General features: G+C 35.7%; 15 protein-coding genes, 3 tRNA genes, 3 rRNA genes, 1 pseudogene and 1 riboswitch. All 22 genes and pseudogenes read left to right on the top strand.

Features of this window, described 5'->3' with window-relative positions:
• Positions 1-47: 47 nt before the first annotated feature.
• On the top strand, positions 48-1,448 hold the full coding sequence (tilS, locus tag ACZ446_RS02090) for a tRNA lysidine(34) synthetase TilS (protein ID WP_464393508.1): 1,401 nt from the start codon (positions 48-50) through the stop codon (positions 1,446-1,448).
• A 10-nt stretch (positions 1,449-1,458) separates the two neighbouring features.
• Complete coding sequence (gene hpt / locus ACZ446_RS02095) at positions 1,459-2,019, top strand: hypoxanthine phosphoribosyltransferase (protein WP_464393509.1); 561 nt, start codon at positions 1,459-1,461, stop codon at positions 2,017-2,019.
• 215 nt (positions 2,020-2,234) lie between these two features.
• Positions 2,235-4,145, top strand: a complete 1,911-nt coding sequence (gene ftsH / locus ACZ446_RS02100; protein ID WP_464393510.1) for an ATP-dependent zinc metalloprotease FtsH — start codon at positions 2,235-2,237, stop codon at positions 4,143-4,145.
• A gap of 143 nt (positions 4,146-4,288) precedes the next feature.
• On the top strand, positions 4,289-4,600 hold the full coding sequence (locus tag ACZ446_RS02105; protein ID WP_464393511.1) for a PadR family transcriptional regulator: 312 nt from the start codon (positions 4,289-4,291) through the stop codon (positions 4,598-4,600).
• Between the two features lie 38 nt (positions 4,601-4,638).
• Positions 4,639-5,265 (top strand): ABC transporter ATP-binding protein, encoded by a 627-nt coding sequence (locus tag ACZ446_RS02110; protein ID WP_464393512.1) that lies wholly within the window; start codon positions 4,639-4,641, stop codon positions 5,263-5,265.
• Positions 5,266-5,307: 42 nt separating this feature from the next.
• Positions 5,308-6,087, top strand: coding sequence for an ABC transporter permease (locus tag ACZ446_RS02115; protein ID WP_464393513.1), 780 nt, complete (start codon positions 5,308-5,310; stop codon positions 6,085-6,087).
• Positions 6,088-6,228: 141 nt separating this feature from the next.
• A pseudogene (locus ACZ446_RS02120) lies at positions 6,229-7,898 on the top strand (formate--tetrahydrofolate ligase).
• A gap of 51 nt (positions 7,899-7,949) precedes the next feature.
• Positions 7,950-8,043, top strand: a riboswitch (THF riboswitch).
• 70 nt (positions 8,044-8,113) lie between these two features.
• The gene (locus ACZ446_RS02125; RefSeq protein WP_464394362.1) at positions 8,114-8,656 is read left to right on the top strand and encodes a folate family ECF transporter S component; all 543 of its coding nucleotides are present in this window, start codon (positions 8,114-8,116) and stop codon (positions 8,654-8,656) included.
• 46 nt (positions 8,657-8,702) lie between these two features.
• Complete coding sequence (locus ACZ446_RS02130; RefSeq protein ID WP_464393514.1) at positions 8,703-9,536, top strand: biotin--[acetyl-CoA-carboxylase] ligase; 834 nt, start codon at positions 8,703-8,705, stop codon at positions 9,534-9,536.
• Between the two features lie 20 nt (positions 9,537-9,556).
• Positions 9,557-10,522: a BMP family ABC transporter substrate-binding protein gene (locus ACZ446_RS02135; RefSeq protein WP_464393515.1), complete on the top strand. Its 966-nt coding sequence runs from the start codon at positions 9,557-9,559 to the stop codon at positions 10,520-10,522.
• Positions 10,523-10,630: 108 nt separating this feature from the next.
• Entirely contained in the window at positions 10,631-11,572 is a 942-nt protein-coding gene (locus ACZ446_RS02140; RefSeq protein ID WP_464393516.1) for an NAD(P)H-dependent flavin oxidoreductase, read from the top strand.
• Positions 11,573-11,666: 94 nt separating this feature from the next.
• Positions 11,667-12,440 (top strand): type III pantothenate kinase, encoded by a 774-nt coding sequence (locus tag ACZ446_RS02145; protein WP_464393517.1) that lies wholly within the window; start codon positions 11,667-11,669, stop codon positions 12,438-12,440.
• Entirely contained in the window at positions 12,440-13,408 is a 969-nt protein-coding gene (dusB, locus tag ACZ446_RS02150; RefSeq protein WP_464393518.1) for a tRNA dihydrouridine synthase DusB, read from the top strand. Before ACZ446_RS02145 ends, dusB begins: the two co-directional genes overlap by 1 nt.
• A 252-nt stretch (positions 13,409-13,660) precedes the next feature.
• Positions 13,661-14,146 (top strand): transcription elongation factor GreA, encoded by a 486-nt coding sequence (gene greA, locus ACZ446_RS02155; protein ID WP_464393519.1) that lies wholly within the window; start codon positions 13,661-13,663, stop codon positions 14,144-14,146.
• Positions 14,147-14,261: 115 nt separating this feature from the next.
• On the top strand, positions 14,262-15,743 hold the full coding sequence (gene lysS, locus ACZ446_RS02160) for a lysine--tRNA ligase (RefSeq protein ID WP_464393520.1): 1,482 nt from the start codon (positions 14,262-14,264) through the stop codon (positions 15,741-15,743).
• Positions 15,744-15,845: 102 nt separating this feature from the next.
• Positions 15,846-16,244 carry a secondary thiamine-phosphate synthase enzyme YjbQ gene (locus ACZ446_RS02165; RefSeq protein WP_464393521.1) on the top strand — a complete coding sequence of 133 codons (399 nt, stop codon included), beginning with the start codon at positions 15,846-15,848 and terminating at the stop codon, positions 16,242-16,244.
• A 598-nt stretch (positions 16,245-16,842) separates the two neighbouring features.
• Positions 16,843-18,392, top strand: a 16S ribosomal RNA gene (locus tag ACZ446_RS02170).
• A 151-nt stretch (positions 18,393-18,543) separates the two neighbouring features.
• Positions 18,544-18,620 (top strand) — tRNA-Ile (locus ACZ446_RS02175).
• Between the two features lie 45 nt (positions 18,621-18,665).
• Positions 18,666-18,741, top strand: a tRNA-Ala gene (locus ACZ446_RS02180).
• 75 nt (positions 18,742-18,816) lie between these two features.
• Positions 18,817-21,796 (top strand): 23S ribosomal RNA (locus tag ACZ446_RS02185).
• A gap of 118 nt (positions 21,797-21,914) precedes the next feature.
• Positions 21,915-22,031 (top strand): 5S ribosomal RNA (gene rrf / locus ACZ446_RS02190).
• Together the 16S, 23S and 5S rRNA genes with 3 tRNA genes alongside form the textbook arrangement of a ribosomal RNA operon.
• 11 nt (positions 22,032-22,042) lie before the next feature.
• A tRNA-Asn gene (locus ACZ446_RS02195) sits at positions 22,043-22,118 on the top strand.
• The last annotated feature ends 114 nt before the right edge of the window (positions 22,119-22,232 follow it).

A 22,232-nucleotide genomic window follows, 5' to 3' on the forward strand; every position in this document is an offset into this window, starting at 1 on the left:
TCCTTAAGTAGGTGCTTAAAAGATGTTTAAAAAGGGAGACTATTATGATGGAAAGCAGATTTCAAAACTTTATTAGAAAAAATAACTTACTTGATAATTGTAAAAGCATACTGCTTGCTGTTTCAGGTGGCCCAGATTCTTTAGCAATGCTAAACCTTTTTTATGATCTTAGTAAGGAATTGAAGCTAGATATTGCGGTAGCGCATTTAGATCATAAGTTTAGAAAAGAATCTGCTGCTGAAGCTGATTTTGTTGAAAAAATTGTTAAAGAAAAGGGGCTTAAATTTTTTAGGAAAAGCAAAAATCTGCCCATGATTATAAAAGAAAAAAATATTTCTGTAGAGGCTGCTGCTAGAAAAGCTAGATTTGATTTTTTTAGAAATATTATCGGGAAATATAATTATGATGCATTAGCTCTTGCTCATCATAGAGATGATCAAGCAGAAACAATTTTATTAAACTTATTTAGAGGCACAGGCCTAAAAGGATTAAGCGGTATTAAAGCTAAAGTACAAATTAAAAAATTAACTGTAATCCATCCTATGTTAAATTTTAGTAAAAAAGAAATTTTAAATTATTGTCAAAAAAACAAATTGGAGCCCTGTTTTGACAGCAGTAATGAGCAAAGCATTTATAGTCGGAATATAATAAGGAATGAAATTTTTCCGATTGTAGAGAATAAAATCAATCATAAAGCACGTGAAGTTATTTCTCGTAACAGTAAAATTATTGCTGCTGAAAGTGATTTCTTAGAAAAAATGGCGGTCCATAAATATCAAGAAATTATTAAAGAAAAGAATCAAAGTAAGGTTACAATAGATTTTGATAAATTTAAAAGTATTGATCAGGTTTTACAGCGCAGAATCTATAGATTGATTTATAATAAACTTAATAACAATCTTGATGACTTATATTTTGATCATATTTTGGAGATAGAAAAACTAATTTCTGATTGCCAGACTGGAAGAGGTGTAGATATAGCTTCTGAAATCAGGGTAGAAATTAGTTATTCTAATTTAATATTTTATAAAAAAGAAAAAATAAAAAAAAATAATAAATTTTTTCAAGCTAAAGAAATTGAAATAGAAGGAACTACTAAAATTAATGAAAATTACAGTATAAGTTCTACTATTTTAAATAAAAAAGAAGTTTCTTTTGATGAAAATCCTCATCAGGCAGTTTTTGATTTTGATAAATTAAGTTTACCTTTAAAAATAAGAAGCAGAAATCCTGGAGATAAGTTTATACCGCTGGGAATGAGTGGACATAAAAAAGTGAAAGATATTTTAATTGATACCAAAACACCTAAGAATTTAAGAGAAAAAGTTCCTGTGATTACTGATGCAGATGGTAATATTATATGGTTGGCTCCATATAGAATTTCTAATGACTATAAAATTACTAAAAAAACAAATAAGATTTTAATTTTAAAATTAAAATATAATTAGGAGGATCACAATGGGAGAAAATAATATTTTTGCAGATGATATTAAAGAGGTTATAATTAATGAGGAAGAGATAAAACAGCGGATCCAAGAGTTGGGGAAAGAGATTACAGATACTTATAATGACGATGATGATATTGTAATGCTTTGTATTTTAAGGGGAGCAATTTTATTTATGGCTGATTTGGCAAGAGAGATTGATCTACCAGTAGTTTTTGACTTTATGGACGTTTCCAGCTATGGTGCTTCTACTGAATCATCTGGTGTAGTTAGAATCATTAAAGATATGGAAGAAAATATCGAAGGAAGACACCTATTAATTGTTGAGGATATTATTGATACTGGGAGAACTTTAAAACATGTTATTGATATGCTTCAAACAAGAGATCCTAAAAGCATTAAGGTTGTTACTTTATTAGATAAACCGGATAGAAGAGTAAAAAAAGAAATTGATGCTGATTTCAATGGCTTTGAAATACCAGATAAATTTGTTGTTGGATATGGGCTTGACTTTGCTGAAAAATATCGAAATCTATCATTTATTGGAGTTCTAAAAGAAAAATTATATATTTAAATACTCACCGGCTTAAATACTGATATTTATATTTTTGAATTTTCTAATTGAAATTTAATATTTATAGTTTATAATGTATTTTAGCTGAACATTTTATTTTTTTAAAACTAAATCGGATGATTGTGGCTGAGAATAATAGATTATTTACAAAATATAAATATTATGTTATAATATTTTACTGTATATGATTTAAGCCGTAGGGGAGGTAAAGAAATTTGAATAAGTTTGTTAAAAATATAGGATTTTATTTAATTCTGATTGCAATATCTATTTTAGTTGCTCAATTTTTTATGCAGCAGGGACCAACTACTGTAGAGGATTTCACATACACAAATCTACTGCAGGAGGTTGAAGCTGATAATATAAATGAGGTAACTATTATTGGTAATCAGGAAGTGACAGGTACTATTAATAATAGAGATTTTAAAGTTCCAGTTCCACCGGAGGCTATTCCATCTTTAATGCAGGAGTTACGAGCTGGTGATGTTAACATAAAAACTGAGCCGCAGCCAACAACACCCTGGTGGATTAATATCTTAAGTTATATTTTACCTGTTGTAATTTTAATTGTCGCCTGGATTTTTATTATGCAGAAGATGCAGGGTGGCGGCAGTAAAATGATGTCTTTTGGAAAAAGCAAAGCAAAATTAAACGAAAGTGATGTCAAAGTAACATTTGATAATGTTGCTAATTATGATGAGGTAAAGGAAGAACTGCAGGAAGTAATTCAATTTTTGAAAAAGCCGGACAAGTTTACTGAATTAGGTGCCGAAGTACCAAAAGGAGTCTTGATGGTAGGGCCTCCAGGAACCGGTAAAACATTGATGGCAAAAGCAGTTGCTGGAGAAGCAGGAGTTCCTTTCTTCTTTATCAGTGGTTCTGATTTTGTTGAGATGTTTGTTGGTGTAGGTGCTTCACGAGTAAGAGATTTATTCGAAAAAGGTAAAAAGAATTCACCATGTATTATCTTTATTGATGAGCTTGATGCTGTTGGGCGTCAGCGTGGAGCTGGTCTTGGCGGTGGTCATGATGAGCGAGAGCAGACATTAAATCAGCTATTGGTTGAAATGGATGGTTTTGAACCCAATGAAGGCATTATTCTAATGGCTGCAACAAATAGACCGGATGTTTTAGACCCGGCTTTATTAAGACCGGGACGTTTTGATCGTCAGGTAATGGTAGATAAGCCAGATAGACTAGGAAGACAAAAAATACTTGAAATTCATGTGAAAAATAAACCTTTAGATGATGATATCGATTTAGAAGTTCTTGCAAAAAGAACTCCAGGATTTACCGGTGCAGATATGGAAAATCTAGCAAATGAAGCTGCTATTTTAGCCGCTAGAAGGTCAAAAAATATAATTGCAATGAAAGAATTTGACGATGCTATTGACCGAGTTATTGCTGGACCTGCTAGAAAGAGTAAGGTTGTTTCGGAAGAGGAGAAAAAGCTTGTTTCCTATCATGAAACTGGCCATGCTCTACTTGGTGAACTGCTGGAGCATGCTGATCGAACTCATAAAGTTACAATTATACCTCGGGGTAGAGCTGGTGGATTTACAGTTCCGCTACCTTCAGATGATCAAAACTTTATGACTAAAGGACAGCTGCTTGATAAGGTTACCAGTTTAATGGGGGGACGAGCTGCAGAAGCGATTTTCCTTGATGATATTAGTACTGGAGCTCAAAATGATATAGAAAGAGCAACTCAGATTATTAGAGCAATGGTAACTGAATATGGAATGAGTGAAAATTTAGGCCCATTAACCCTAGGCCAAAAGCATGATCAGCAGGTATTCCTTGGTAGGGATATTTCACGTCAGAGAAACTACAGTGAAGAAGTTGCTGCTCGGATAGATAAAGAAATTAGTAAGATGGTTGAAGAATGTTACAGTAAAGCTGAGAGACTGCTCAGAGAAAATTCTGATACAGTAGAAAGAATTGTAACTGCTTTAAAAGAGCATGAAACATTAAACGCTGATCAGATTAAACGTCTGATGAGAGGTGAAGAAATAACTGGAGATCCAAATAAAGATAGAATAGAAGAAACAGATGATTCTGATGGTGATCAAAAAGAGGATGAAGGTATAATAAAAACTTTCAAACCCGAACCACAGAATGCATAAAATAGATTCAACTTAAAAGACCAGCTTAGCGGCTGGTCTTTTTTTTATAAAAAAATAATAAAATGTAGTTTAATTACTTTATTTATTGTTATCGAAAACCTATAATAATAATCAATATCGATTATCGATAAAGGAGTGAAAATATGAAAAACAGTATTTTGAGGAAGATGTTTTTAGCATTTATGAGAATTCATATTCTTCACCATGCAAAAAAAGAAGAATTTTTTGGATTGTGGATGATTGAAGAGCTAAAAACTCATGGCTATGAAGTAAGCTCAGGAACAATATACCCGATTCTCCATTCCATGGAATCAGATGGAATATTGAGCAGCCGTGAAAAAACTATTGAGGGAAAGGTAAGGAAATATTACAGCCTTACCAAAAAAGGAGAAAAAGTTTTAGAAGAAGTTAAGAAGAAGACTCAGGAATTGAGCCAGGAAATAATGGAGGCATAAATATAATCAAAATATAAAAAATTTCAGGGAGGCTTATTATGTTTAAACTCGAAAAAATAAAATTTAAAGATATCTTAGATATAGAAGAAATATCATTGGAAGAAAATATGGTTACAGCAATTTTAGGAAGTAGTGGAGGTGGTAAAACAACTTTTTTGAAGCTTTTGAATAATATGATAACAGCTGATCAGGGTAAAGTTATTTATCGGGGAAAACATATAGAAACTTATGATCCGGTGTCTTTGCGGCGAGAAGTTGTAATGATGCCCCAGGATCCTCAAATTTTTAAAGGTACTATAAAAGATAATTTTATTAAGACAGAGGAAATTAATGATAATAAAAATTCAAAAAGCTTAAATTATAATGAGCTTTTGCGAAAAGTTTCATTGACTCAAAATTTAGATGATACAGCAGATAATTTGTCCGGAGGAGAAAAACAGAGATTAGCATTAGCTAGAGTTATGCTGTTGGAGCCAAAAGTTCTGCTTTTAGATGAACCTTCTTCCTCTCTGGATAAAAAAACTGAAGAGAAAATAATAGAGATGGTGGTTGATTATGTTAGAAAAAATGATAGAACTTTAATTATGGTGACCCACAGTCCCGAAATTGCAGAAAAATTTGCTGATAAAATAATAAATATTGAAAAAGGTAAAATTATCAAATAAATCAAAAAGATAAATTTAAAAGATATCAGGAGGGTTATTAAAATGAATGGAACAATAGATATTCAAATAATGCAGCTTGCTTTTGCATATATATTTGTTTTAGTTTTATTATTTATTGTTAAAAAGAAAGAAATTGGTCACAAAGGAGAAATTCTATTAGCTTCAGTAAGAATGACAATTCAGCTGATTGCAGTTGGATTTATATTAGAATATGTTTTTTCTAATCAAAGCCCGGTCTATAGTATATTAATATTATTAATAATGGAGACATTTGCAATTTATAATATTTTTGGAAGAGTTGAAGCGACAATTTCAAAAAAATTAAAATTGATTATTGCTAGTTCCATGTTTTTGGGAACCTCAATCAGTATCTTCTTTTTTGTAATTGCAGTTGTTGGTCTTGATCCCTGGTTTAGGGCAGATTACTTTATTCCTCTTTCGGGAATGTTAATTGGTAATTCAATGACTGGTATCTCTTTAGGGGTGAATTATTTAATTAATGGTTTTAGAGATAACAAAGATCTAGTTGAAAATTATTTAATGTTAGGTGCAGAACCTGAAACAGCTGTTAAAGAAATAAGCAATAGAGCTTTTTATAATGCGGTTTTGCCGACAATTAATTCCATGATGGGGATGGGTATTGTTTTTCTACCGGGAATGATGACCGGTCAAATTTTAGCTGGAGCCTCTCCAGTTATAGCAATAAAATATCAAATTGCAATTATGATGGGTATTTTAGGTAGTGTAACCTTAACAGTATTTTTTATGGTTAATAGAGGTGCTAAAACATTTTTCAACTCACGAAAACAGTTAAATCTTTAGTATAATTAATATACTATCTAATTATTAAAGAAGGAATTGCTGAAACTATATTGAAATATTTATATAGGTATTTAAAATTTAAGTTAGAGTTTATTTTAGTTTGATTATTTAATTTAGAATAGGAAATTAGGGGGAAATATAGTGAAAAGTGATATTCAAATTGCTCAGGAAGCAAAAATGCAAGAAATAACAAAGATTGCTGAAAAAGTTGGTTTAAAAGAAGATGATTTAGAATTATATGGTAAACATAAAGCTAAAGTAAAGCTGGATGTTTTAAAAAGACTATCTGATCGAGAAGACAGTAAGTTAGTTTTGGTAACTGCAATCACACCAACTCCAGCTGGTGAAGGTAAAACAACAACTACTGTTGGTCTGGGCCAGGCTTTAAACAGAATTGGAAAAAATGCTGTAATTGCAATTAGAGAACCTTCATTAGGACCTACAATGGGGATCAAAGGTGGGGCAGCTGGTGGAGGTTATTCTCAGGTGATACCAATGGAGGATATTAATCTTCATTTTACAGGAGATATTCATGCTATTGGTGTAGCACATAATTTATTGGCAGCAGCAATTGACAACCATATCAAACAGGGTAATGAGTTAAATATTGATCCAACTCAAATAACCTTTAAAAGAGCTTTAGATATGAATGATCGTGCACTTAGAAATACTATTGTAGGTTTAGGTGGGACAGTAAATGGTCAACTAAGAGAAGATGGATTTTTAATTACAGTTGCTTCAGAAATAATGGCTATACTTTGCTTGGCCAATGATTTAATGGAATTAAAGGACAAATTGGGTAAAATTGTTGTGGGATATAATTATGATGGGGAGAGTATTACTGCTCACGATTTAAAAGTTGAAGGAGCAATGACAGCACTTTTAAAAGATGCTATAAAGCCTAATTTAGTTCAAACTTTAGAAAACACACCGGCCTTTATACATGGAGGACCATTTGCTAATATTGCTCATGGCTGTAATAGTGTTATGGCAACTAAACTTTCAATGAAATTAGGGGATATTACCGTAACTGAAGCAGGATTTGGGGCTGATTTAGGTGCTGAAAAATTTTATAACATAAAATCAAGATTTGCTGATTTAAAACCAGATGCTACAGTCCTGGTAGCAACTATCAGAGCTCTAAAAATGCATGGAGGAGTAAGTTTAGACGATTTAACTGAAGAAAACTTAGAGGCCCTGGCAGATGGGATCGAGAATTTGGAGAAACATATAGAAAATGTGCATAAGTTTGGGGTACCAACAGTGGTAGCAATTAATAGATTTCCTGATGATACTGAAGCAGAGCTGGAATTAGTTCGTCAAAAGTGTGAAGATTTGGGTGTAAATGTAGCATTATCTGAGGTTTGGGCTCATGGAGGAAAAGGTGGGGAAGAATTAGCCAACGCTGTTGTGAATGTTTTAGAAAATGAAAAAAGCAATTTTGATTTTCTTTATGATGAAAAGGCTCCAATTAAGAAAAAATTGAAATAATTGCTAAAGAAATTTACGGAGCTGATGGTGTTGATTATAGTGATAAAGCAATTTCTCAAATTGAAAAATATAATGAGCAGGGATATTCAGATATTCCCGTTTGTATGGCTAAGACTCAAAGTTCAATTTCTGATAATCCAAATTTAAAAGGACGCCCTAAGGGTTTTAAAATAAGCGTCAAAGAAATTAATCTTTCTGCAGGTGCAGGTTTCTTAGTTGTTATGACAGGACCAGTTTTAACAATGCCTGGTTTACCCAAGAGGCCTTCAGCAGAAGATATAGATATTGATGCTGATGGAAAAATTTCAGGATTGTTCTAAAGTACTTTAAAAAGATTAATAAATAAGTTATAATGTATTAAATAATATAGTGATAGAGTAGACAGGAGGCGTAGAGTGTCCAGAGATGGGACGTTGCTTTGGAACGAAAGCTATAAGCTGCGGTCTCCCTGTCGCGTCCGCTGTCATCAAAGTGTCCTCTTTCTTTGGTGCAGAAAAACTATCATCTTAACCAAAGAGGGAGGGAGGTGTAAAAAATTAAAATTAGTACCCAAAAAATAGCGTATCTTTCATTTTTAACGGCTTTAACTATTATTTTAACGAGAATATTGAGTATCAGAATTCCGATTGCAGGAGTTGAGGGTGTTAGAATAGGATTTGGGGCATTACCTATCATATTTGCAGGTATTGCATTTGGTCCTGTTGCTGGAGGTATCGTTGGAGCTTTAGGTGATTTGCTTGGCTATTTTATAAATCCACTTGGAGCCTATATGCCGCATTTTACTTTAACATCTTTTTTAACCGGATTTATTCCTGGTTTTATGGTGTTTTATGTTTTGAAGAGATGCAGAACTCTACCTATAATCTTTATTTCTATATCAATTGGGCAGCTAATATCTTCTTTAATTTTAGTACCGTATTTTATTAATTCACTTTTTGGAGTTCCTTTTACAGTTTTAATGCCTCCGCGATTAGTAAGTCAGTTAATAAATATACCTATTTATGCATATTTTATTAAAATATTATTAAACTATAATGCTGTAAAAATCAGAAAAATTGAAGCTGGTACAAGCTGTTAATTAATAAAGGGCCCAATTTTTGGGTCCTTTTTCTAGGAGAATCTATATGGATAATTTAAATTTCTTTGATAGTATAAAAATTAAATCAAACTTAAAAAAACCCTTAAGTAATAGAGTTAAACTAACAATATTTTCTAAAACTGACTCAACAAATGATCAGGCCAAAAAATATCTAAAAAAAACAAAAAACCCAAATAATATTAGCGATATAAATGTTTTTGCTGCTGATTTTCAGGAAAAAGGTAGAGGTAGGAGAGGTCACAGTTGGTTTTCTGGTGGTCCAAAGGGTTTAGCGGCCTCTTTTTTATTTGCTGTAGATAATGATATAGAAAAGATCCCATTAATTACTGCAGCTGCAGCACTGGTATTAAGTGATACTTTTGATTTTTTTGGTTTGGAAACTGAACTAAAATGGCCAAATGATATTTTAGTCTCTCAAAAAAAAATTGCCGGTATTTTATCTGAACTAGTCATAGATAATAATCAAAGTGCTTTTGTCATAATTGGCTGTGGTGTAAATTTAAATAATTCTAATTTCAAAACAGAAATTAGTAATTTGGCAACATCGTATTATTTAGAAAAAAAAGAACAAATAGATAAAAACTTATTTCTGTCTGTGTTAATTGAAAAAATGAATGATTATGTAAATGATTTTTTTAATCAAAAAAGAAAAGAAATAATTATGACCTGGAAAAATAAATTAGCCTTAGTTGGTAAAAAAATTGATTTTAATCATAAAAACAGAAATTGTAGTGGTGAAATAAAGGAAATATTAGATAATGGAGACTTATTAATAGACTTCCAAAATGGCCAAAGCAAAAAAGTCAGTTCACTTAATACTTCTTTAGATTATAAAAGTTTAAAAAAATATAACAAATAATTTAAGAAAGGTGCTAAAAAATGAAATTTAAAATATTGATATTTTTGATAGTGATCTCTTTGTTTTTTTCATTTTCAGCTGCTGCTCAATATTTAGAAGTTGCACTAGTAAGTGATATTGGAGGCTTTGGAGATAATAGTTATAATGATCAGTTGAGATCATCAATTAGTAAAGTTGAGCAAAATCTAAATATTTTATTTGAGTTTAGGGAATCAACTTTAATGACAGAATATCTGGAAAACATAAATTATTTTGCGGAAAATAACTTTGATTTAATTTGGGGTGTAGGTTTTACTATGGAGCAGGCTGTTAAAGAGGCAGCTCAAATGTATCCAGAAAAGGATTTTATAATCTTTGATGGGATAGTTGAAGAAAAAAATGTTAGCTCTATAACTTTTAAAAAAGCAGAATCTGCTTTTTTAGCTGGGCTAATTGCTGCTCTGGAAACTAAAAATTCTAAAGTAGCTTTTGTTGGAGCAAAAGAGAATGAAGACCTTAAGCAGTACCAAATTGGTTTTAACACAGGTGTTCAAACAGCAGATTCAGAAGTGAAAATATATAATAGATATCTCGGCAGCTTTAATAATTTTTCTAAAGCGAAAAATATAACTGAAGAACTTGCTGCAGAAAATGTTGATATTATTTTTTATGCTGCAGGGGCTGCTTCCAACGGAATTATAGAAGCGGCTTTAGAAAAAAACATTTATTTAATTTCGTTAAATAGAGCAGATATAAATTTAGCGCCTAATAATATATTAACAGTTATTTTAAAAAATACTGATCAAATTGCACAAAAAATTATAGAAGCTCGTTACAATAATAATTATGTTAATGAAATAAAGGAATATGGTATTAGTGATAACGCTTTTACATTGGCCCAAAAACAGGCAGAAAAATTAATTAGTTCTGATACTTTAATAAAGCTTGAAGAATATAAACAGCAATTCCTAGCAGGTGAAGTTCAAATTTCAGGAGGACTTCAATAATTCTAACTAAAAAAAGATGACCAATAGTCAAAAAAACATTTAAATCTTTACTATTCTGTGATAAGATAAAATAGAATATAAAGTTAAGATTATTTTAGGAGTGATAAATTGAAATTACCTGAATTGAAAATTGCTGATTTGAAGCCTGAATTCCCAATTATACAGGGTGGGATGGCGATTCGTGTGTCGATGGCTGAACTGGCAGCTGCAGTAGCTAATGAAGGTGGGATTGGAGTTATTGGAGCTTCAGTTATGACACCAAAAGAATTAAAGGCTGAAATTAAAAAAGCAAAAAAACTTAGTGATGGTATCATAGGTGTTAATATAATGTTTGCTGCTTCCGGATTTAGTGAGCTGCTTAAAGCTTCTGTAGAAGCTGGTATAGATGTAATAATCTCAGGTGCTGGTTTTTCTCGAGATATGTTTAATGTTGGTAAGGAAAGTAATACTCCTGTAATACCAATTGTTTCCTCTTTGAAACTTGCAAGAATTTCTGAGAAACTTGGAGCGGCTGCAGTTGTTGTTGAAGGTGGAAACGCTGGAGGACATTTAGGAAGTGATGAAAACAGTTTCAGTTTAGTTAAAAAAATTGCAGGAAAAATAAAGATCCCGGTAATTGGTGCTGGTGATGTTGTGACTCCAGAAGATATTGAAAAAATGCTGAACTTAGGTGTAGATGGCGTACAGATGGGAACTAGATTTTTAGCAAGTGCAGAAGCCTCAGTTGCTGAGGAATTCAAAAAGTTATGTGTTAAAGCTTCATCTGATGACGTTATGAAAATTATGAGTTCGGTTGGTTACAAAGCTAATGCAATAAAGACTAGATTTTCAGATTTAATAAAAGCTGGTGAAGCACCGCCACCGGCTAACTGTACTGATTGTCTAAAACACTGTACGAAAAAGTTTTGTATTAAAGATGCACTGGTTAATGCAAAAGCTGGTGATTTAGATAATGGTGTATTTTTTACTGGTGAAGGAATTGGAAGGGTCAAAGAGATATTATCTACTCATGAAATTTTTCAAAAAATTAGAGATTACTTTAGCAAATAATTGGGAAATAAGTTTATAGGCTGCAGATCTGGATCTATTTTCTGCAGCCTTTTTACAATCTGAGTTATATAAAAAAATATAAGGAGAAATTGAAATGATTTTAACAATGGATATTGGAAATACTAATACAGTGCTTGGCTTATATGACGGAGATAAGCTTAAGACTCATTGGAGAATTTCAACAGATAGAAACAAAACTCCTGATGAATATGGAATGCTCTTTAAAAATTTATTTGAGTCAGCAGATATAGCGGATGATGCTGTTAATTCCATAATAATTTCAAGTGTTGTGCCACCTATTTTAAGAATTTTAAAGAAAACAGCCTATCGTTATTTTAATGTTAATCCATTAGTAATTGGCCCAGGAGTCAAAACAGGAATGAATATAAAAACGGATAATCCAAAAGAAGTTGGAGCAGACAGAATCGTGAATGCGGTAGCTGGGCATCAACTTTATGAAGGGCCTCTGATTATTGTAGATTTTGGTACAGCAACAACTTTTTGTGCTATTTCTGAAAAAGGTGAATATTTAGGTGGGGCTATTGCACCTGGGATTGGTATATCTTCTGAAGCTTTATTTAGTCAATCAGCTAAACTGCCTCGAATTGAATTGATTGAACCAGGTCATGCAATTGGGAAAAATACAATTGATGGGATGAAATCGGGAATAGTTTATGGTTTTGTCGGTCAGGTTGAATATTTAGTAAAAAAATTCAAAGAAGAATTACCTAAAGAAGCAGTAGTAATTGCTACTGGTGGGTTAGTTAGTTTAATTGCAGCTGAAACTGATTCTATAGATTATGTTGAACCTTTTTTAACTTTAAAAGGATTAAAACACATAGCTGATATTAATGGAATGGGATCATAATGGAGATTGCTAATTTAAAAATTGAGCCACCTGCTTTTTTGGCGCCGATGGCTGGAGTAAGCGATTATCCTTATCGGCAGCTAGTAAGACAAATGGGGGTTGAGTTGTTGTATACTGAAATGGTTAGTTCAAAAGGCTATGAGTATGGAAACAAACGAACAGCTGAACTCATTGAATTCGATAAAGAAAAAAATGGTAAAATAGCGGTTCAAATTTTTGGTGATGAAGCAGAATTTATGGCCAGAGCTGCTGCAGGTATTTCCAAAGAATATGATATTGATCTGATAGATATTAATATGGGATGTCCTGCCAGAAAAATTGTAAAAAATGGTGCTGGCTCTGCTCTAATGAAGAATCCTGATTTGGCTTTTGAAATAATAAAGAAAACTGCTGATGCAGCTGAGGTGCCAGTAACTGTTAAAATGCGAAGCGGCTGGGATGATGAAAGCATTAATGCTGTAAAATTAGCTAAAATTTCTGAAGAAGCTGGAGCTGCAGCTGTTGCAGTTCACGGTCGTACACGAAGTCAGTTTTATAAAGGTCAGGCTGATTGGAATATTATAAAAGATGTTGTTAATGCAGTTGAAATTCCTGTTATTGCAAATGGAGATATTTTTTCTGCAGAAGATGCTGCTGCAATTTTTAACAAAACTAAATGTAATGGAATAATGGTTGGAAGAGCTGCTCAAGGGAATCCCTGGATTTTTAAAGAAATTATTGAATATTTAAATACCGGAGAGTTAATTAATCCTCCTTCAGATATAGAAAAGATTGAAATGGCAATAAAACACTTGAAATTAGCAGTAGACTATTATGGAGAAGGTCATGGTGTTCCAATAATGCGCAAACATATTTCCTGGTACTTAAAAGGAATGCCAAATGCAGGTGAAATGAAAAACAAAGTAAATCAAACATCTAATAAAGATAAATTAATTAATTTCTTAAGAAAATATCAAAAGTCATTATAAAGAATCATAGCAAATTATTGTAGTCTAATACTATTATTTAGCAGATTATGATAAAAAGCTTCTTGACAATAAAACTAAAGTTATTTATAATAATTAATAATTGTAGACTTATATGGGTGTCAGGTGATTTGCCTGGCACACTTTGTTGTTGGGCTGAGTTTGATGGCCCTTTTGATAGTTTTAGATATATTAGATAATTTAGAGAATTATAAAATTTCAAATATAACATTTAGAAAGTAGAGGTAGATATTTATGTCAGAACAACAAGTAATGTTGACAGAAGAAGGTTATGAAAAATTAGAAAATGAACTCGAATATTTAGAAACAGAAAAAAGACGTGAAGTTGCTAAAAGAATCAAAGTTGCCAGAGAGTTTGGAGATATCAGTGAAAACTCAGAATATGATGATGCTAAAAATGAGCAGGCTTTTGTCGAAGGAAGAATTCAAGAAATTAAAAATATGATTAACAATGCACATGTTGTAAAGGATGAAGATGTTACCGATAAAAAAGTTAATCTTGGTACAACAGTTATGCTGCATGACCTTGATAGTGATGAGAAAATCAGCTATACTTTAGTTGGTTCAGCAGAAGCAGATCCATTAAACTACAAAATTTCTAATGAGTCTCCAATTGGAAAAGCTATATTAGGCCATGCCATTGGAGATGAGGTAACTGTAGAAACTCCAGCTGGAGAAGTTGATTATGAAATTATTTCAATAAAAAAAGTTAAACATTAACAAAAATATTAAATAAAGTTTTAGGAGTTATTATTTGTTTTGTTAATTTATACTGGAATATTAAGAAATAGAGTTTAGCCTCTATTATAATTTAATAAGGAGTTGGATATTTATAATGAGTGAAAATATGCTCGAAGACATGAATGAATTAATGCTGCAGAGACGGGAAAAGTTGACTCAACTTAGGGAAGAAAAAGAAAAAGCTTTTGCCGAAAAATATGAAACTACTCATCATGCAGCAGAGGTAGAAAATAATTTTGAAGAACTTGAGGAAAAAGAAGTTAAATTGGCTGGACGTCTAATGGCTATTCGTACTCACGGTAAAGCAAGTTTTGCTGATTTAATGGATATGAGCGGAAAAGTTCAATTATATGTAAAGCAGAATAATATTGGAGAAGACCGTTATGAATTTTTTCAAGATCTAGATCTTGGTGATTTAGTTGGCATTACTGGCACAGTTTTCAAAACAAATAGAGGTCAAGTATCTATAAGAGTTTCTTCTTTTGAACTCTTAACTAAATCTTTAAGACCACTACCCGAGAAGTTTCATGGTTTAAAAGATAAGGATATTCGCTATCGCCAGCGTTATTTAGATTTGATAGTAAATCCTGATGTTAAAGAAACTTTTGTTATAAGAAGTAAAATTATTAAAGAGATGAGAAGATATTTAGAGGATCAAGGATTTTTAGAAGTTGAGACACCAATGATGCACCCGATCGCTGGTGGAGCTACTGCCCGCCCTTTTGTTACTCATCATAATACTTTAGATATGGACTTATATTTAAGGATTGCACCCGAACTTTATCTTAAAAAGCTTATTGTGGGCGGTTTTGAGAAAGTTTTTGAAATCAATAGAAATTTCCGTAATGAAGGTATGTCATATAAACATAATCCTGAATTTACAACTATGGAACTTTATCAGGCACAGGCTGACTATCATGACATGATGGAACTCACTGAAAATTTAGTCAGTCATTTAACAGAAGATGTTTTGGGTACTACTACTCTTGAGTATGAAGGGACTGAGCTTGATTTCACAGCTCCTTGGGATAGAATAACAATGGTAGAAGCTGTTAAAAAGTATGCAGATGTAGATTTTGCTGAATTTGAAACAGCGGAAAAAGCTTATGAGGCTGCTGCTTCAGTAGGTGTGAAACCTGAAGAAGGATTGTCTTATGGAGAAGTCTTGAATGAAGTATTCGAAGAGCGAGTTGAAGAAAAATTAATTCAACCAACATTTATTATGGATTATCCAATTGAAGTATCACCATTAGCACAAAAGATTGAAGATGATCCGCGTTTTACTTATCGTTTTGAGGCATTTGTTTATGGCCGAGAAATTGCTAATGCATTTAGTGAGTTAAATGATCCAGAAGAACAGAAGCAAAGATTTGAAAAACAGGTAGAAATGCGTGAAGCTGGAGATGAAGAAGCACAAATGATGGATTATGATTTCATTCGAGCTTTAGAATATGGTATGCCACCTACAGGTGGTTTAGGAATTGGTATTGATCGATTGATTATGCTCTTGACTGATTCCAGTTCGATTAGAGATGTCATTTTATTCCCAACTATGAGACCAGAAAGTAATGAATAATATAATTAAAAGAATAGTCGGCTTCAACCGGCTATTTTTTTAATTAAACTTTATTAAATATTCAGTTAATTACTTTGGATTTAAAGATGAAAGGAGATTATTATGTTTGAAGAATTATCAGTTAAGACAGAAAATCAGGTTGAGTTTATTGATATTACAAATGAAATACAAAATAAGGTCAGAAATTCGGAGGTCAAGAATGGGATGCTATATATTCACATTCCGCATACAACTGCAGCGGTTACTATAAATGAGAATGCTGACCCTGATGTTAAATCCGATATTAAAAAAGAAATAAATAAAATGATACCATTTAATGATAATTATGCACATTTAGAAGGGAATTCTGCTGCCCATATAAAATCAAGTTTATTTGGTGTTGATCAAAATATCATAATTAAAAATAATAAATTATTACTGGGAACCTGGCAGGGAATATATTTTTGTGAGTTTGATGGCCCAAGAACTCGAAAAGTTTATTTAAAACTAAGCAAAAATTAAAAGCTTTTTCTAATTTTCTCTTGACAATTCGCCTAATTGATGCTAAGATAATGTATGTCGCTGAAAAGTTATATAAAACAATTTTTTGGCCGACAAAATTATTTTAAAAAGTTCTTGACAAAGCAAAAAGAGCTTGATAAGATAATAAGCGTCGCACAAATAATCTCCGATAAAATTTAAGCTCATAACTGATCTTAAATCGGAGCTTAAAAAGAACTTGGATTTAAAGCTTAAATATTTTTCTTCTTTATATATAAGAGAAAATACAAGCTTAAAATCAAAGAAAAATCTTTTTCAAAAGTTTTTCTAAAAAGTTCTTGACAAAGTGAGGCACAGTTGATAAGATATTAAATGTCGCTGATAAAAAACGCGACAGAAAATATAGAAGAAAACATTATCTCTAAATAAGAATAAATATAATATCGGCGCCGCCCTCAATGGGCAAGTCCGAAAATATCAATTTGTTCTAAAAAAGAGATTTTGTGAACCTTGAAAATTAAACAGCAAGCCAACGTTAATATACTTTGAGTGTTAAAACTTAAAAGTAATTATTAGTTTAAAGCTTATATTAAATAATATGAGCCAAATTCAAATTCTTTATACGGAGAGTTTGATCCTGGCTCAGGACGAACGCTGGCGGCGTGCTTAACACATGCAAGTCGAACGGTCTACCTCGACAGAAACCTTCGGGTTGAAGACGAGATCTAGATAGTGGCGGACGGGTGAGTAACACGTGAATAATCTGTCCTCAAGTCTGGGATAACCTGGCGAAAGTCGGGCTAATCCGAGGTAAGCTGAGAGTGTGGCATCACACAATCAGAAAAGGTGCTTTGGCATCGTTTGAGGAGGAGTTCGCGGTAGATTAGCTAGCTGGTGAGGTAACGGCTCACCAGGGCAACAATCTATAGCTGGTCTGAGAGGACGATCAGTCACACTGGAACTGAGACACGGTCCAGACTCCTACGGGAGGCAGCAGTGGGGAATCTTCCACAATGGGCGAAAGCCTGATGGAGCAACGCCGCGTGAGTGAAGAAGGTCTTAGGATTGTAAAGCTCTGTCCTTAGGGAAGAACCGTGGATGTAGTTAATGACATCCACCTGACGGTACCTTTGGAGGAAGCACTGGCTAACTACGTGCCAGCAGCCGCGGTAATACGTAGAGTGCAAGCGTTGTCCGGAATTATTGGGCGTAAAGGGTACGCAGGCGGATAATCAAGTCAAGCGTGAAAGGTGTCGGCTTAACCGACAGACTGCGTTTGAAACTGATTATCTTGAGTGTAACAGAGGAGAGTGGAATTCCTAGTGTAGTGGTGAAATACGTAGATATTAGGAAGAACACCAGTGGCGAAGGCGACTCTCTGGGTTAACACTGACGCTGAGGTACGAAAGCTGGGGGAGCGAACGGGATTAGATACCCCGGTAGTCCCAGCCGTAAACGATGGATACTAGGTGTTGGAGGTTCGAATCCTTCAGTGCCGGAGTTAACGCATTAAGTATCCCGCCTGGGGATTACGATCGCAAGATTGAAACTCAAAGGAATTGACGGGGGCCCGCACAAGCGGTGGAGCATGTGGTTTAATTCGAAGCAACGCGAAGAACCTTACCGAGAATTGACATCCCGTGACCATCTATGAGAGTAGAGTATAGCACTTTGTGCTACACGGAGACAGGTGGTGCATGGCTGTCGTCAGCTCGTGTCGTGAGATGTTGGGTTAAGTCCCGCAACGAGCGCAACCCCTGTTCTTAGTTGCCAGCGAGTAATGTCGGGGACTCTAAGAAGACTGCCGGTGAAAGTCGGAGGAAGGTGGGGATGACGTCAAGTCCTCATGCCCTTTATATCTCGGGCTACACACGTGCTACAATGGCTGATACAGAGGGGAGCAAAGCTGCGAAGTGGAGCAAATCCTTTAAAATCAGTCCCAGTTCGGATTGCAGGCTGCAACTCGCCTGTATGAAGTTGGAATCGCTAGTAATCGCAGGTCAGCATACTGCGGTGAATACGTTCCCGGGCCTTGTACACACCGCCCGTCACACCAATCGAGTTGGATGCACCAGAAGTCATCTGCGGATGCCAAAGGTGTGTCCGGTAAGAGGGGTGAAGTCGTAACAAGGTAGCCGTACCGGAAGGTGCGGCTGGATCACCTCCTTTCTAAGGAGAGAACGTGAGCTTGCTGTTTAATTTTGAAGGTTTTATTTCGGCCATTGAGGCCGTCAAAGAATCTTCTATAATACTTAATAAAATAATATGAAAATAAAATAAATCCTACATAATGGGGTTTATATTTATTTAAAAAGCGAATGGGCCTATAGCTCAGTTGGTCAGAGCGCACGCCTGATAAGCGTGAGGTCAGTAGTTCAAATCTACTTAGGCCCACCATTTTCTATCCTTTTAACACATGCATGGATAGCAATTGGGAGATATGGGGGTATAGCTCAGCTGGGAGAGCGCCTGCCTTGCAAGCAGGAGGTCAGCGGTTCGAATCCGCTTACCTCCACCATTCAAGATTTTATTAATATTAGGCCATTGAGGCCGTCAAAACTGTACATTGAAAAATGCATATAGGAAATAAATTGATTAAGCTAGAAAGAGCTTATGGTGGATGCCTTGGCATTCAGAGTTGAAGAAGGACGCGACCGGCTGCGAAAAGCCGTGGGGAGCTGCTAAATAAGCGTAGATCCGCGGGTATCCGAATGGGGCAACCCACCAGTGTGGAGCACTGGTATTATGTGGTGAAAGAAGTAGCCATGTAAGAACAAGCAGGAGAACTGAAACATCTTAGTACCCTGAGGAAAAGAAATCAAAACGAGATTCCCTTAGTAGCGGCGAGCGAAAGGGGAAGAGTCCAAACACATTAAGTGTAAGTCTGTAGACGTTGCTTAATGTGGGTGTGGGATAGACTTTACTAAAGGCTACAGCCTTTAGCTGACTTAAATTTTTTACCCAGTCAAATGAGCTGGAAAGCTCAACCGTAGGAGGTAATAGTCCTGTAGACGAAAGGTAGAAGAAGTCAGAGATTTATCCAGAGTATCACGGGCCACGAGAAACCCTGTGAGAATAAGGGAGGACCACCTTCCAAGACTAAATACTCCTGAATGACCGATAGTGAACAAGTACCGTGAGGGAAAGGTGAAAAGAACCCCGGGAGGGGAGTGAAATAGAAACTGAAACCATAAGCTTACAATAAGTAGGAGGGCTATTAGAAAGCCTGACTGCGTACTTTTTGTATCACGGACCGGCGAGTTACTAATCGTAGCGAAAGGTTAAGTCATAGAGATGAAGCCAGAGCGAAAGCGAGTCTGATAAGGGCGGAAGTTATGATTAGTAGACCCGAAACCGAGTGATCTATCCATGACCAGGGTGAAGCGAGTGTAAGAGCTTGTGGAGGCCCGAACCCACTTATGTTGAAAAATGAGGGGATGAGTTGTGGATAGGGGTGAAAGGCCAATCGAACTCGGAGATAGCTGGTTCTCCTCGAAATAGCTTTAGGGCTAGCCTCGATGTAAAAGTTAAATGGTTGTAGAGCACTGATTGGACAAGGGGCCCAACAAGGTTACCAAATCCATTCAAACTCCGAATGCCGTTTAGTGTTCATCGGGAGTCAGACTATGTGGGATAAGCTTCATAGTCGAAAGGGAAAGAGCCCAGACCACCAGATAAGGTCCCAAAGTATATGCTAAGTGGAAAAGGAAGTGAGATCGCACAGACAACCAGGATGTTGGCTTAGAAGCAGCCACTCATTTAAAGAGTGCGTAATAGCTCACTGGTTAAGCGGTTTTGCGCCGAAAATGTAACGGGGCTAAAGCATATCACCGAAGCTGTGGATTTATGGTTATATTTATATGATTGTAAGTGGTAGAGGAGCATTGTGTACGGAGAGAAGCTGTACCGTAAGGAGCAGTGGACTGTACAGAAGAGAGAATGCCGGTATGAGTAACGAAAAAAGGAGTGAGAATCTCCTTCGCCGAAAGTCTAAGGATTCCTGAGGAAGGCTCGTCCTCTCAGGGTTAGTCGGGACCTAAGCTGAGGCCGAAAGGCGTAGGTGATGGAAAATCTGTAAAGATTCAGATACCACTGTAAATTGATTGAGTGAAGTGGGGACGCGGCAAAGAGAGTGGAGCGTGTGACTGGAAGAGCACGTATAAGCTAAGGAGTTAGGGTAAGGAGGCAAATCCCTTTACCCGCTAATAACTTTTAGTGATGTGGAGCCAAAAGAGGTGAAGCCACTTAATGAGTCGCCAAGAAAAACCACTAACGAGATTTATAGTGCCCGTACCGCAAACCGACACAGGTAGACGGGAAGAGAATTCTAAGGCGCGCGAGAGAACCCTTGTTAAGGAACTCGGCAAAATGACCCCGTAACTTCGGGAGAAGGGGTACCCATTAGTGTTAGCTAGTGGGTCGCAGTGAAAAGATCCAAGCGACTGTTTATCAAAAACACAGGTCTCTGCTAAGTCGTAAGACGAAGTATAGGGGCTGACGCCTGCCCGGTGCTGGAAGGTCAAGGAGAAGGCTTAGTGCTTATGCACGAAGGTCTGAACCTAAGCCCCAGTAAACGGCGGCCGTAACTATAACGGTCCTAAGGTAGCGAAATTCCTTGTCGGGTAAGTTCCGACCTGCACGAATGGCGTAACGACTTGGATGCTGTCTCAACAAGGGACTCGGTGAAATTAAATTGCCTGTGAAGATGCAGGCTACCTGCGACAGGACGGAAAGACCCCGTGGAGCTTTACTGCAGCCTGATATTGGGTTTTGATGTAGAATGTACAGGATAGGTGGGAGACTTTGAAACTGGCATGCCAATGTCAGTGGAGTCGCTGGTGGGATACCACCCTTTCTACAGCGGAATTCTAACTGGAGGCCATAAACTGGTCACAGGACATTGTCAGGCGGGCAGTTTGACTGGGGCGGTCGCCTCCCAAACAGTAACGGAGGCGCTCAAAGGTTCCCTCAGTGCGGATGGAAATCGCACGAAGAGTGTAAAGGCAGAAGGGAGCTTAACTGCAAGACAGACAAGTCGAGCAGGTACGAAAGTAGGACTTAGTGATCCGGCGGTATAGTGTGGAATTGCCGTCGCTCAACGGATAAAAGTTACCCCGGGGATAACAGGCTTATCTCCCCCAAGAGTTCACATCGACGGGGAGGTTTGGCACCTCGATGTCGGCTCATCGCATCCTGGAGCTGAAGCAGGTTCCAAGGGTTTGGCTGTTCGCCAATTAAAGCGGTACGCGAGCTGGGTTCAGAACGTCGTGAGACAGTTCGGTCCCTATCCGTCGCAGGCGAAAGATACTTGAGAAGAGCTGTCCCCAGTACGAGAGGACCGGGATGGACACACCGATGGTGAATCAGTTGTTCCACCAGGAGCATAGCTGAGTAGCTAAGTGTGGAAAAGATAAGCGCTGAAAGCATCTAAGCGTGAAACAGACTTCAAGATTAGGTATCTCACTTTGTTAAGAAGGTAAGATCCCTTAAAGATGATAAGGTAGATAGGCCAGAGGTGTAAGTGTAGTAATACATTAAGCTAACTGGTACTAATAGATCGAGGGCTTAATCATTATTTCCTATATGTATCTTTGATTGTATAGTCGATATTAAATCGAATCTCAATCAAGTTCTTCGATTTGAAGTTAATATCTCAGTAGGACAATAACGCCTACAAAAACAATGAATATTTCCGGTGGTAATAGCGGAGGGGCAACACTTGTTCCCATCTCGAACACAAAAGTTAAGTCCTCCAGCGCCTATGGTACTGCATTGGTAACGATGTGGGAGAGTAGGTCGCTGCCGGTCCTTTTTTATACTCCCCGATAGCTCAGTTGGTAGAGCAGGTGACTGTTAATCATCTTGTCGCAAGTTCGAGTCTTGCTCGGGGAGCCATTTTATATTTATGTATTCAGACCTTTGGAGGGTCTTTTTTTTATTTTAATATGATAATTTATTGCATTCACTTTAGGTGGATGCTTTTTTTGTGTCATAATTTACTTGCATTTT

It is taken from the genome of Halanaerobium sehlinense (genome assembly GCF_055379485.1).